The organism is Ruegeria sp. BF8 (assembly GCF_056538625.1).
In genome coordinates this window covers 205015-218381 of the sequence record NZ_JBQFTL010000005.1, presented here as the reverse complement: position 1 = coordinate 218381, position 13367 = coordinate 205015, and the positions used below count along the sequence as shown (strand labels likewise).

The 13367-nt window shown below is 63.3% G+C and carries 12 protein-coding genes; 3 read left to right on the top strand and 9 right to left on the bottom strand.

Annotated elements, in window-relative coordinates:
• Nucleotides 1–79 precede the first annotated feature (79 nt).
• Genes ACR0LD_RS16695 through ACR0LD_RS16685 form a run of 3 tightly spaced genes read left to right on the top strand, consistent with a single transcriptional unit; the run spans nucleotide 80 to nucleotide 3378 of the window.
• Complete coding sequence (locus ACR0LD_RS16695; protein ID WP_170341232.1) at nucleotides 80–1192, top strand: ABC transporter ATP-binding protein; 1113 nt, start codon at nucleotides 80–82, stop codon at nucleotides 1190–1192.
• Between the two features lie 12 nt (nucleotides 1193–1204).
• The gene (locus tag ACR0LD_RS16690; protein ID WP_170391631.1) at nucleotides 1205–2125 is read left to right on the top strand and encodes an ABC transporter permease; all 921 of its coding nucleotides are present in this window, start codon (nucleotides 1205–1207) and stop codon (nucleotides 2123–2125) included.
• Nucleotides 2122–3378: an ABC transporter permease gene (locus tag ACR0LD_RS16685; protein ID WP_170359288.1), complete on the top strand. Its 1257-nt coding sequence runs from the start codon at nucleotides 2122–2124 to the stop codon at nucleotides 3376–3378. Before ACR0LD_RS16690 ends, ACR0LD_RS16685 begins: the two co-directional genes overlap by 4 nt.
• A gap of 42 nt (nucleotides 3379–3420) precedes the next feature.
• Here ACR0LD_RS16685 and ACR0LD_RS16680 read toward each other — a convergent pair whose 3' ends face one another.
• The 9 genes from ACR0LD_RS16680 to ACR0LD_RS16640 are packed head-to-tail and all read right to left on the bottom strand — an operon-like array spanning nucleotide 3421 to nucleotide 13359.
• Nucleotides 3421–5340 carry a beta-galactosidase gene (locus ACR0LD_RS16680; protein WP_480638080.1) on the bottom strand — a complete coding sequence of 640 codons (1920 nt, stop codon included), beginning with the start codon at nucleotides 5338–5340 and terminating at the stop codon, nucleotides 3421–3423.
• Entirely contained in the window at nucleotides 5337–6197 is an 861-nt protein-coding gene (locus tag ACR0LD_RS16675) for an SMP-30/gluconolactonase/LRE family protein (protein WP_170452783.1), read from the bottom strand. The genes ACR0LD_RS16680 and ACR0LD_RS16675 overlap by 4 nt, the downstream gene beginning before the upstream one ends.
• Nucleotides 6194–6799 carry a 2-dehydro-3-deoxy-6-phosphogalactonate aldolase gene (locus ACR0LD_RS16670; protein ID WP_480638078.1) on the bottom strand — a complete coding sequence of 202 codons (606 nt, stop codon included), beginning with the start codon at nucleotides 6797–6799 and terminating at the stop codon, nucleotides 6194–6196. Before ACR0LD_RS16670 ends, ACR0LD_RS16675 begins: the two co-directional genes overlap by 4 nt.
• Entirely contained in the window at nucleotides 6796–7689 is an 894-nt protein-coding gene (locus ACR0LD_RS16665) for a 2-dehydro-3-deoxygalactonokinase (protein ID WP_170391636.1), read from the bottom strand. Before ACR0LD_RS16665 ends, ACR0LD_RS16670 begins: the two co-directional genes overlap by 4 nt.
• A 4-nt stretch (nucleotides 7690–7693) precedes the next feature.
• Nucleotides 7694–8461, bottom strand: a complete 768-nt coding sequence (locus tag ACR0LD_RS16660) for an SDR family NAD(P)-dependent oxidoreductase (RefSeq protein WP_480638076.1) — start codon at nucleotides 8459–8461, stop codon at nucleotides 7694–7696.
• Nucleotides 8461–10167: an IlvD/Edd family dehydratase gene (locus ACR0LD_RS16655; RefSeq protein ID WP_480638075.1), complete on the bottom strand. Its 1707-nt coding sequence runs from the start codon at nucleotides 10165–10167 to the stop codon at nucleotides 8461–8463. Before ACR0LD_RS16655 ends, ACR0LD_RS16660 begins: the two co-directional genes overlap by 1 nt.
• Nucleotides 10168–10222: 55 nt before the next feature.
• Entirely contained in the window at nucleotides 10223–11563 is a 1341-nt protein-coding gene (gene melA / locus ACR0LD_RS16650; protein ID WP_170367391.1) for an alpha-glucosidase/alpha-galactosidase, read from the bottom strand.
• A 22-nt stretch (nucleotides 11564–11585) separates the two neighbouring features.
• Entirely contained in the window at nucleotides 11586–12434 is an 849-nt protein-coding gene (locus ACR0LD_RS16645; protein ID WP_093963150.1) for a carbohydrate ABC transporter permease, read from the bottom strand.
• A 1-nt stretch (nucleotide 12435) separates the two neighbouring features.
• Nucleotides 12436–13359, bottom strand: coding sequence for a carbohydrate ABC transporter permease (locus ACR0LD_RS16640; RefSeq protein WP_093963149.1), 924 nt, complete (start codon nucleotides 13357–13359; stop codon nucleotides 12436–12438).
• Between the last annotated feature and the right edge of the window lie 8 nt (nucleotides 13360–13367).

Genomic DNA, 13367 nt, shown 5'->3' with positions numbered 1-13367 from the left:
GGACCCCGCACGCGTTTGCCCCGCGTGACGGACAACGATGCGGTGCGGCCTGAAGCTGCATCACAGGGAGATACCAAAAATGAGTGCAGGGATCGGAGTTGATCTGGAAAACCTGTGGATCCGCTTCGGCGATTTTGTCGCTGTGCGAGATGCGAACGTGAACATCAACGGGGGCGATTTCTTTTCGTTCCTGGGGCCCTCGGGCTGCGGCAAGACGACGATTCTGCGCGCGGTGTCCGGGTTCCTGGAGCCCAGCGAAGGCAATGTGCTGATCGGTGGAAAGAACATGAAGGGCATCGGGCCGAACAAGCGTCCGACCGCGTTGATATTTCAGAACCTTGCACTGTTTCCGCTGATGAAGGTCTGGGAGAACATTACCTTTTCGATGGAGATCAAGGGCGCCAGCGCTGCCGAGCGCCGCAAGCGCGCGGATGAGCTGCTGGACATGATCGCGCTGCCGGGCCAGGGCGACAAGCTGCCCAGCGAATTGTCGGGTGGCCAGCGCCAGCGTGTCGCCATCGCGCGCGCCCTGTGCGCCGAACCGGACGTGCTGCTGTTGGACGAACCGCTGTCGGCGCTGGACCTCAAACTGCGCCAGCACATGCGCACTGAGCTTCGCGAAATTCAGCAGCGGGTGGGCATCACCTTCATCTACATCACCCATGACCAGGGCGAGGCTCTGACCATGTCGGACAACATCGCCGTGATGCGCGCTGGCGTGATCGACCAGATCGCCGATGGCAAGACCATCTACAACGACCCGACAACCGCTTTTGCCGCCTCGTTCGTGGGCGAAAACAACGTCTTCCGCGGCAAGGTCAAAAGAGTGATGGGCGAAGAGGCCCTGATCTCGACCAACCGGTCCGGCGATCTGGTGGCCCGGATCTCGACCGCCAATCAGGGCAAGTTGGCCGAAGGTGACGACGCCATGATGTTCATCCGACCCGAGGCGTTCTCGATTGCGCCCGAGGGGACGAGCGGCGATCACTTCGTCACGGCGCGGGTAACCCACGAGGAATTCGAAGGCAACGTCTTCAACATCTTCACCGAAGGAGAGGGCGGCAAGGAGATCAAGGTCTCGATCCCGAACCACGGGCAGTCGTTCAAAGATCACACCGGGCAGAACATCACGCTGGAATACGAAACCCGCAACGCGGTTGTCGTTCCGGCGGGTGAGCTGGCTGCGGAATAAGGAGGCCCGACGATGCCTGGCTTCCTCAGGGACTTCTTCAACCGCAACGGTTTCGGCATGGGGCTCGCGATTTTGGGGCTTGTCCTGTTCTGGACGATCGGCCTGATCATCCTGCCGCAGCTGTCGATGCTGGACTTTTCCTTCCGTCCCAACCTGCCGCCCCCGGAAATCGGTGGCCCCAAGGACGTGTACACGCTGGAGAACTACAAATATTTGATCTACGGCCCGGAAGGCGGTAGCCAGTCCTACAACGCCGTTGATCTGCGCGTTTTCTTCCGGACGTTGATTGCCGCGGTCTGCGTGACGGTTTTCAACCTGATCATTTGCTATCCGATTGCTTATTACCTGGGTCAGTCCAAGGGCAATCACATCCGTATCTTCGCGATCATGCTGATCATCCCCTATTGGATCAACGAGATCCTGCGTGCCTTTGCGCTGCGCATCATCTTCGGAGAGACGGGTGTTTTGAACACGCTGTTCGTCGGATTGGGGATCTGGGACACGCCGTTCGATTTCATCCGCAACGACATCGCGCTCTATGCGGGCCTCGGCTACGCGTACATCCTGCTGATGATCTTCCCGATGTACAACGTCATCGAAAGCCTGGATGGAAACCAGATCGAAGCCGCGCGCGACTTGGGCGCTCCGTGGTGGCGGATCCACTGGAGGGTGGTCATCCCCTATGCCAAGCCTGGCATCAGTTCCGGCTGTACGATGGTGTTCATGCTGTCGGCCGGTGCGCTGGCCGCACCGCAAATCCTGGGTGGGCCGTCCAGTCTGTGGTTTACGCAACTGATCTATCAGCAGTTCAATGACAACAACGACTGGCCACAAGGCGCGGCCTACGCCATCGTTCTGCTGGTCACCTGTATCCTGTTCGTGCTGGCAATGATGCGCCTGTTCAAGGTGAACATGGGGGATATCGGGAAATGAACATGTCCTTCCTCCGTATCAGCATCTGGGTCTATCTGGCGATCTTCTTCGCCTACCTGCTGGGTCCGCTGGTGATCATGTCGATCACCGCCTTCAACTCGTCCGGTTTCCCGCGCATGAGCCCGTGGGAATGCCTGACCTTCCAGTGGTTCGGCGAGTTGTTTCAGGACCAACGCATCCTGAACGGCATCAAGAACTCGTTGATCATCGGCGCGGGAACCGTGGTTCTGTCGGTGGCGATGGGCTTGGCCGGAGCGCTGATGCTGACCCAGATCTGGCCCAAGCTGCGCGCCACCTACTATACGATCATCATCGCACCGATCCTGATCCCGGGCGTTGTTCTGGGTATCTCGACGCTGGTCTTCTGGGACCGGATCAACCGGATGCTGGGGCTGGGTGCCGACAGCTTTTTGTCGAACGGCATTTTCCTGACCGTGATTGGCCAATCCACCTTCATCGCCAGCTATTGCATGTTGGTTCTGGTGGCCCGGCTGCAGCGATATGACCTGGCGCTGACCGAGGCGGCACTGGACCTTGGCGCAACGCATGCACAGGCGTTTCGCAAGATCCTGCTCCCGTTCATGCGCCCGGCGATTGCTTCGGCGGCGGTGCTGGCGTTTCTTGCCTCGTTCGAGAACTACAACACCACCACCTTCACGTTCGGCGAATATCCGACACTGACAATCGAACTGGCTCAAAAGGTGCGCTACGGCATTACACCTGCGATTTCGGCGCTGGCCTTTATCATCGTGGCGCTGACCGTGTTTTTCGCCCTGTTGAACGAAGCCAAGTTGAAGCGTCAGGAACTGGTCGCCGCCGCGCGCAAGGAAGCCACGGTCGAGGAGCTGGCGGGCAAGATCAAACTGCCCAGCTTTTTCTCGGGGAACATGGCGGCCGTGCTGCTGGTCATGTTTGCCGTGGCAACGATCACTGTCGTCGGGACGGCCATGGCCTACAACCCGGCCCAGTGCATCGCGGACGTCAAGGAAGAAAAGCGTCTGGAAGCCGAGCAGCGCATTCAGGAATTGCGCAAGCAACGCGAGGAGCAGCGCAAGCAGCGCGAGGCCGAGCAAGGCGACGCGCAGCAATCCACGCCCAAACCGTCGAACAACAGCGGTTTTGGCAATGTGTTCGCTCCGAACACATTGGGTGGTCAGGACGACGAAAGCTCAGCCGAGTCTGACGATCAGCCTTCGGGCAACAGTGGGTTCGGCAATGTCTTCGATCCAAACAGTCTGAAGACCGACGAGTAGGAAGAAGCGCCTACCAGAGCACCACATCCGCCCGGTTCAGGTTCATTCCTGGCCGGGCGGATTGCGTTTCAGGATGGCGACTCCGCAGGCAGCGATGCTGTGGCCGTTCCAATCCACCGGTGTGGCGTTGTAGTTGATCAGGAAGTCATGGGTCGCGGTCTCGCGCCGCCGCAGGCCGGGCGCCATCTGGTGCAACGGCAGCCCGACTTTCTGCGCCGCCATCTCAACGATCCGGTCCCAAAGGCCTTCGTCCGGGAACCCGGCCAGGTACCAAAGCTGGTCACTGCCCTTGAGCGCCGGAGTCCCGTCTTCGAAGGTCAACAGATCGGGCGCGTGGCCGGTCAACCGCTCGACCCAGTGTTGCGCCGCTCCGCCGCCCTGAACCGGGCGGGTGATCTCGGGCGGTAGGGATTCCACCAGCGCCACGTCGCAGTCCAACGCCTGCAGGCCGGGGCGGCCTTGGGCCGGGATCTGGAAATCAGCCGTGATTGCTCCGGCGCGCGGGCCCAGAACCGTCAGTTTCGCAGCCGCCCGCAGGCGGTCGGCCAGCGCGTCGTCCAGCGTGGCCAGACCGGGGGCGAGGATCAGATCATAGTCGGCGTCGTCCAAGCCCGAGGCCGGCACGACATCGACCGACAGCCCGGCGCGGCGCAGTGCGCGATAAGCGGAAAACACCAGCCGAAAATAGTTGAACCCAGCGCCCTGCGGCTGTGTCGCCCAGGCCCAGTCCGACGGATAGTCGAACAGGATGGCCACCCGCGCCTGCACCGGTTCGACCGTTCCCAGCGCGGCCAGATCTTCGGCCGTCTGCTGCGCCTCGGCCAGACCTGGTGCAGGGTGGTTGTTCGGCGTCAGCAAGCCCGCGTGCATCTGTTCCTGCGCAAAAGGCGCCTGCCGCCAGCGGAAATAGCTGACCACCTCGGCCCCGTGGGCCACGGCCTCGAGCGACCAGAGCCGCACCATGCCCGGCAGGGGGGCCGGGTTGTAGGGCGCCCAGTTCACCGGTCCGGGCTGCTGTTCCATCACCCACCAGCGGCCGCGCCCGACGGCGCGGTACAGATCGTGGTGAAAGGCCTGCATGTCCGGGTCGCCCTGCTGCAGATAGGCCGCCTTGTGCGCCGCGTCGGCCTCGAGCCGATCGGACAGAAACCCGATCGGGTAGCTGTCCCAGGTAGCGATATCTAGATCGGCGCCCACTTCGAAATGGTCGAAATCCAGAACCCGGCCCATGTAGTTGTGCAGCAGCGGCGCGTCGGTCAGGGGCCGCAGCGCCTGAACCTGGGCCCGGTTGAAGGCCACCACCTGATCCGAGCTGAACCGGCCGAAGGCCAGCACATGCGCGGGGTTGGGTTCGGTCACGGTCAGGTTGGGCAGGTCGATCTGATCGAAATCGCCGTATTCCATAGACCAGAACACATTGCCCCAGGCCGCGTTCAGCGCCTCGACCGAGCCATAGCGTTTGGCCAGCCAGCGGCGGAAGGCCTGCCGCGCAGGCTCGCTGTAGCTGACGGTGGTGTCGTGGCAACCATATTCATTGTCAATCTGCCAGGCGGCCACATGCGGGTTGCGGCCATAACGTTCGCCCATGATCCGGGCGATGCGGACGCATTCCTCGATGTATCCACGATGGCTGAAACAGTAGTGACGGCGTGAGCCGAACTTGCGCGGCTGCCCGTTTTCATCCACCGCCAACATGTCCGGGTGCCGGTCCAGCATCCAGCGCGGCGGCGTGGCGGTTGGGGTTCCCAGCACCACTTTCAGCCCGGCCGCACCAAGGGTCTCGATGGCCTGATCCAGCCAGTCGAATGTCAGCCGGCCCGGTTCCGGCTCCATCCGGCTCCATCCGAATTCGCCGATCCGGACCCAGCGCAGGCCGGTTTCGACCATGCGCGCGGCATCTTCGGCCCACATCGACTGGGGCCAATGTTCAGGGTAATAGCAAACGCCAAGTTCGGGGTTCATAGGATGACTCTGTGTTCTGCCTGACCTTGGCCCGCGTTTTCGGCGGCAAAGGTCATTCCGTTGGTGGGGTGCGATGCGATGGTGTCCGCATCCAGCCCTTCACGGGCCGAGGTGCAGAACAGCGTCGTCAGATCCGGTCCGCCGAAAGCGGGGCACGAGGTATGGGCCGCCGCGAAACGCACCGCGCGCAAGAAGGTTCCGCCGGCGTCATAGGCCGCGACCCGCGCCGCGCCCCATTGCGCGAGCCATAGGTTGCCCGCGGCATCGACGACCGCGCCATCGGGGTTCAGCCCCTCGGTGCGCAGGTCCAAAAACACCGCGCTGTCACCCTCGGGCCAGCCGGTTTCCGGGTTCAGTGCCCAGCGGCGCACCTGCCCGGTGGCCGTGTCGCAGAAATAGGCGCAGGACCGGTCGGGCGCGAAACTGATCGCGTTCGAGATGGTCACGTCCGGAACCAGCTGCCGCAGCTCACCCCGCCAAAAACGATAGATCGCCCCCGCGCCCGGTTCCGCGCGCTTGCCCATGGTGCCGATCCAGAAACCGCCCCACGGATCAGCCCGCCCGTCATTCGAGCGGGTCACCGGGTTGTCGGCCTCGAGCGCGACGATGCGGTCCTTGTGACCGGTCTCAAGCCCGAACCGCCACAGTCCAGTTTCCGACGCGATCTGCAGCGTGTCGCGGTCGATCCATCCTGCGGCCGAGACGTGCTCGGCGAAATCCCAGCTTTGCGGTCCATTCGCGTCGCGGGTCATCAGGCGCTTGTTGACGATGTCGAACCAGAACAGCTGTTGCCGTTCGGGGTGCCACAGCGGGCCTTCGCCCAACGCGCACGGGCGGTCGTCAAAGACCTGGCTCATCGCGCGGCCTCGTCAAAGGCGGCGACGATCTGGCGGGCGTTTTCGGCGATCTGGTCCACGGACATGCCGGGTTTGAACAGGGCCGAGCCGATGCCGAAACCGTCGGCCCCGGCCTTGAGCCAGTCGCCGAAATTCCCGGGCCCCGCGCCGCCCACGGCATAGACTTGCGTGCCTTTGGGAAGGATCGGACGCATCGCCGCCAGCCCCACCGGTCCGGCCATCACCCCGGGAAACAGTTTCAGCCCGGTGGCCCCGGCGCGCAGGGCGGTGAAGGCCTCGGTTGGGGTATAGACTCCGGGCCAGCTTTGCAGGCCCAGATCCACCGTGCGCGCGATCACTTCGGCATCGCAATTGGGTGACACGATCAGCTTGCCGCCCACGGCGGCCACCTGTTCGACCTCGTCCACGGTCAGAACGGTTCCGGCGCCGACCAGCGCGCGGTCGCCGATCGAACGGGCCAGACGGCCGATACTGTCCAGCGGGTCGGGCGAGTTCAGCGGCACTTCGATCCGGTCGATGCCGGCGTCCAGAATGGCCTGGCCGACGGCCTCGGCCTGCGCTGGGTCAAGCCCGCGCAGAATGGCGATGATGGGGCGGCTCATGCGGTTTGCCTCGTGAGGGTGCGGGCCTGCAGCAGACCGGCCAGCGTGGCCTGGGTCGCGTCGGCGGTTTCGACGAACGCGCCCTGTTGCTGCAGCGCGGTGGCATAGATGTTCGACAGGGCCTCGGTCCCGATGATGGCCAGTTGCTGGCCCAACCAATAGGGGCGGGTGGCGGCCAGTTCGGCACCGATCAGAGCGCCCGACAGGCGGGCCCGTGCGGTGGCCGGATCCTGCCCGTGCAGCAGATCGGCGGCGCGCAGCCCGAACAGCCGCCCGGCCAGCTGCTCGGGCTTTGACAGCGTGTCCGCCACGGCCGTGGCAAAGGCGTCGTCGTCCCAGCCATCACCCACCGAGTGTTTCAGCACCGAGTGCTGGCCCAGCAGGTCGAACAGCTCGCCCGTCATGAAGGTGCGGAAGCTGACGACCTCGCCGGCGCTGACCTGCACCCATTTGGTGTGGGTGCCGGGCAGGCAGATCACGCCATCCCAATGCGGGCGCGTGGACAGGTAGCCGGCGATCTGGGTTTCCTCGCCACGCATCACGTCGGCGGGGTCGTCCTGTTTTAGGCCGGGTACCACGAAGGCGCGGATGCGTGGATCGGTGCCGGGCACGCGGACCGGAACGGTCGAGATCGGCTTGGCCGGCACCGCCACATAGGGCGCCTCGACCCAGCCTTGCCGGGCACCGACCATGCCGCAGGCGATCACGTCGACGGGCGCCGCGCCCAGCCAGCCCTGAACCAGCGTCAGCAGCGCGTCCTGGAACTGATCCCGGCCCAGCGTCGCCATGCCCCGGTCGCATTGGGCGTGGTCCAGCACCGTGTCGCCCTGCATCGCCCAGGCGCGCAGATGCGAGGTGCCCCAGTCTACTGCGATCCACTCGGTGTTCATGTGCTTACCCCGTTGTGACCACGCCGCCATCGACGACCATGCATTGCCCGGTCATGGCGCGGCTGGCCGTCGATGCCAGGAACAGCGTCGGCGCGATCATGTCGTCCGGGCTCAGATGTTCCTTCAGGCACTGTCGATCCATATGCGCGGCCAGATCCTCGGGCGTGGCCCACATGTCCAGTTGTTTCTGCGTCAGCACCCAGCCGGGCGCCAGCGCGTTGACGCGGATGTTCTTCGGCCCCAGCTCGCGCGCGAGCGAGCGGGTCATGCCGGTGATTCCGGCGTTGGCCGTCGTATAGATCGGATAGCCCGCATTGCCCATCATGTAGCTGATCGAGCTGAAGTTGATGATCGACCCGCCGGTCTCGGCCATCTGGCGCGCGGCCTGCTGGCAGGCAAAGTAATAGGCTTTGAGGTTGACCGCGATCATCCAATCCCAGAACTCGGTCGTAGTTTCCTCAAGGCTGTGGCGCTTGTCGTTCGCGGCATTGTTGACCAGTACGTTCAGCGGACCGTGGGCCTCGGCGGCCTTGGTCATGGTTTCGTGCAGCAGCGCGGTGTCGGTCATGTCGCCCTGCAGGAACAAGGGCGCGCGGCCGTGCTTGGCGCGCATCTCTTCGACGAACGCGCTGGCGTCGGACCGGCCGATAAAGGCGACCTTTGCGCCCTGGGCCAGGAACCCATCGGTCAGGGCCGCGCCCACCCCGGACCCGCCGCCGGTGATGAAGACGGACGCGCCGTCGAGGTCATGGAAAGTTGCTGGCTGGGTCATCAATGGCTCTCTCTGGTCACAAGGCGGGTGTCCTTGCCCACCAGGAAATCAAGGTCAGCGCCGCGATCGGCCTGAAGGACATGGTCGATATACAGCTTGGCATAGCCGCGGGTGTAATGCGGGTCGTCGGGCTGCCAATCCGCGCGGCGGGCGGCCAGTTCCTGTTCGTCGACCAGCAGTTCCAGCTCGCTCTTGCGGGCCGAGACGCGGATGCGGTCGCCGGTTTTCACCAGCGCCAGAGGACCGCCCGCCTGCGCCTCGGGGCTGACATGCAGGATCACTGTGCCGAAGGCAGTGCCCGACATGCGGGCGTCGGAAATGCGGATCATGTCACGCACGCCCTGTTTCACCAGCTTGGCGGGGATCGGCATGTTGCCGACCTCGGGCATGCCCGGATAGCCCTTTGGCCCGCAGCCCTTGAGCACCAGGATGGTCTCGGGCGTCACCGGCAGGTCGTCGCGGTCGATATTGGCTTTCAGGTCTTCGATGCTGTCGAAGACATAGGCTTCACCTTCCGTTTCAAGCAGGCTGTCGGTGGCGGCCGAGGGTTTCACGATCGCCCCGTTCGGCGCCAGGTTGCCGCGCAGAACGCGCAGCCCGGCGGCCGGTTTTACCGGGTCGTCGAAGGAATGGATCACGTCGCGGTCAAAGCATTCCGCGCCCGCATAGTGGGCCGAGATGTCCTTGTTCAGAACGGTTCTGGCCGGGCGCAGATGCGATTTCAGCTCGGACAGGACCACCGGCATCCCGCCGGCATAGCAGAAATCCTCCATCAGGTACTTGCCCGAGGGCATACAGTTGACCAGCAGCGGAATGTCCGAGCCGATCTCGAAATCCTGCAGGGTCAGGTCCACGCCCACCCGGCCGGCCAGTGCCAACAGGTGCACCACGGCGTTGGTGGACCCGCCCACCGCGGCATTGGCCAGGATGGCGTTCTCAAACGCCGCTTTGGTCAGGATGTCCGAGGGTTTGAGGTCCTCGTCCACCATCTCGACGATGCGCTTGCCGGTCATGTGCGCCAGCGCCATGCGGCGGGCATCGACGGCGGGCAGGGCGGCGTTTGTGGGCAGGCTCATGCCCATCGCCTCGACCAGCGACGCCATGGTCGAGGCCGTGCCCATGGTCATGCACACGCCCTTGGACCGGCTCATGCCGGATTCGGCGTTCATGAAATCCTGCAAGGTCATCTCTCCGGCGCGCACGGCTTCCGAGAACTTCCAGACATCGGTGCCCGAGCCGATATCCTTGCCGCGGTACTTGCCGTTCAGCATCGGCCCCGAGCTGACCACGATGGTGGGCAGATCGACCGAGGCCGCGCCCATCAGCTGGCCGGGCGTGGTCTTGTCGCAGCCGCCCAGCAGCACCACGCCGTCAATGCCATAGGCGCGGATCGATTCCTCGACATCCATGGCCAGCAGGTTGCGGAACAGCATGGCGGTGGGCTTCATCTGGGTTTCGCCCAGCGACATCACCGGGAATTCGACCGGAAAGCCTCCGGCCTCCCACACGCCGCGCTTGACGCCTTCGGCGAGGTCGCGCAGGCCCGAGTTGCACGGCGTCAGTTCCGACCATGTGTTGCAGATGCCGATGATCGGGCGTCCGTCGAACGCATGATCGGGAAAGCCCTGGTTCTTCATCCACGACCGATGGATGAACCCGTCCTTGTCGAGCTTGCCGTACCAGTGCTGTGAGCGGCGTTTCTTCATGTCTTTGTTTCTTTTTCGTATTGGGTCGTGGTTCTCTTGTGTGTTTACCGGATGATCAGGCCGCGCGGGCCGGACGGCACCAATCCGGCAGCCAGTCGGCATGGGCGGTCAGCAGGTCACTGACCAGGCTGCGGATCTGGCGCAGGTCCAGTTCGGCGGCGGTGTGCGGGTCCATCATGGCGGCGTGGTAGATGTGTTCGGGGTTTTCCTCGACCAGGGCGCGCACGGTCAGTTCCTGCACGTTGATCTGGCTGCGCATCAGGGCGACCAGCTGCGGCGGGATGCCGGTCACGACCGAGGGCTGCACGCCGTTGCTGTCGACCAGGCAGGGTGTTTCGACTGCGGCGCCGAGCGGTAGCTGCGGAATCTGCCCGGTATTGGGCAGGTTGCCATAGGCGACATAGGGCGTGTCGGTGACGATGGCGTTCATCAGGTCGGCGGCGAATTCGTGGCTGCGGATCACTTCAATGTCGCGCCCGTCGGTCAGGGTCTTGGCCTGTTCCTTCCAATTCGCGACCTGCTCCTCGCAACGGGTGGGGTATTCGTCCAGCGGGATCTGGAATTGGTCGATCAGGTCCTGACGTCCGTCCTTGATGAACCACGGGACGTACTCGGCCAGGTGTTCCGAGCTTTCGGTGCAGAAATAGCCCAGGTGATCCATCACCTCGTACCGCACCTTGTTGGGGCAGCGCGGCATCAGCAGCGGCGCCTTGGGCAGCTGGCCCGCGTGATAGCCCCGGCGCAGCGCCGGATACAGGTCGCGGCCCTGATGTTCCAGCCGCAGGAAAAACGCCACATGGTTCACGCCCGCAACGCGATAGCGGATTTCATCCTTGGGCAGGTCCAGGTCATGGGCCAGTTCCTCGACCGTGTTCTGGACCGAGTGGCACAGACCCACATGTTTCAGTGCCGGGAACCGTTCGGCCAGCGCCCAGGTGTTGATGGCCATCGGGTTGACGTATTGCAGCAGCGTGGCATTCGGGCACAGTTGCGCCATGTCGCGTGCCACATCCCACAGGACCGGCACGGTGCGCAGGCCGCGCATGATGCCGCCCACGCCCAGCGTGTCGGCGATGGTCTGGCGCAGGCCATATTGCTTGGGGATCTCGAAATCGGTGACGGTGCAGGGTCTGTAGCCGCCGATCTGGAAGGCGGTGATGACGAAATCGGCCCCGTCCAGCGCCGCGCGGCGGTCGGTATGGGTGGACACGGTCGCGCCGGTCCCGACCGAGCGGATCATGGCGCGGGCCACGGTTTCGCTTTCGGCCAGACGCTCGGGGTCAATGTCCATCAGGGCAAAATGGCTGTCGGCCAGTGACGGGGTCAGCAGGGCATCGCCCACGATATTTTGCATGAAAATCGTGGAACCTGCACCGATGAAGGTGATCTTGGTCATGACTGTAAACCTTGACTAGGCGTTATTTTACGGCACCGAGGGTCAGACCCGCGATGAAGTGTTTCTGCATCAGAAAGAACATGGCCACCGGCGGCAGGGCCGCGACGATCGAGCCGGCACTCATCAAGTGATACGCTGCGCGGAACTGCGCGTTGAAGCTGGTGATGCCGGCGGTGACGGGTTGGCTCTCGGCCCCCTGGGTCAGCACGACGGCCCAGAAATAGTCATTCCAGATGAAGGTGAAGATCAGAACGCTGAGCGCGGCGATTGCGGGTTTCATCAGCGGCAGGACCACGTACCAGAAGATGCGCCATTCGCTGATGCCCTCGACCCGGGCGGCCTCGATCAACTCAAAGGGCAGGGCGCGGATGAAGTTGCGCATGAACAGGGTGCAGAACCCCGTCTGGAACGCAATGTGGAACAGTACCAGCCCGGTTTTCGTATTGTAGAGCCCCAAGTCCAGCGTCAGGTCGCGCACCGGCACCATCAGGATCTGGAAGGGTACGAAGTTGCCGGCCACGAACATGAAGAAAATCCACAGGTTCGACTTGAACTTGTAAATCCCCAGCGCGAACCCGGTCATGCAGCTGAGCGCCACCGCGCCGATCACCGTGGGAACCGTGATCAGGAACGAGTTCAGCAGATAGCGCGGCATGTCCGAGTTGAAGAAGACCTGGCCATAGTTTCTGGCGCCTTCAAAGCTGGAGGGCAGGCCCCAGTAGTTGGCGTTGGTGAAATCCGCCTCGGGCTTGATGGAAAACAGGGCCACCGCCAGCAGAGGGCCGAGCCACAGCAGAAGGGCGACCGGCAGCATTGCCTGATAGGAAATCTGCGCCGCGCGGGGTTGTTTTTCGATCGGTTTGGGAAACATCTCAGTGCCCCTTTTCTTCGCGGTACATCGACCACAGGAAGTAGGCGATGAAGCACAGCATGATCAGGAACAGGATCACGGCGATGGCCGCGCCATAGCCCATGCGGAACCCGTACTCCGACAAGGCGACCTCGAACATGTAATAGGCCAGCACGCGGCTTGACCCGAACGGCCCGCCCTGCGTCATGATCGAGATCAGGTCGAACGAGCGCAGCGCGCCGATAATGGTCACCACGAAGGCGATGAAGGTCGCCGGGCGCAGTTGCGGCAGGATGATATGCCACAGCATCCGCCCGCCCTTGGCGCCGTCCAGCCGGCCGGCCTCGATCTGTTCGGGGTCCACGGCGTTCAGGCCGGTCAGATACAGGATCATGCAATAGGCGGTCTGCGGCCAGAGGCCCGCGAAAATGATGCCGTAGGTTACGAAGCGTTCATCACCCAGTACGTTCAGCGGACCCAACCCGACCAAGCCCAAAAGCTCGTTCAGCAGTCCGAAAGTGGGGTCGTAGAACCAGGTGAAGACCAGCCCGACTACGACCTGGCTGATGACGAAGGGAAAGAAGAACAGGGATTTGTACAACCGGATTCCCCAGACCGTCTGGTTGAGGAACAGCGCGATGAACAGACCAGCCGGGATCGCCAGCAGGTACATGATCAGCCAGATCAGGTTGTTCTTCAGCGAGACATAGAAGGCGTCACGATCGACCCATTCCCAATACAGGTCTTCATAGTTGCGCATTCCGACATATTCGGCCGCGCCCAGCCCGTCCCATTCGTAGAGCGACAGGTTGAAGGACTGGAATACGGGGATGATCACGTAGACCATGAAGAACAGCACGCCCGGAGCCAGAAACAGCCAGGGTGCGATACGTTGCTGATTTCTGTGGAACCAGCTTTCGTGTTCGGTGACGTCGACAGCGGTCATGGTCAATC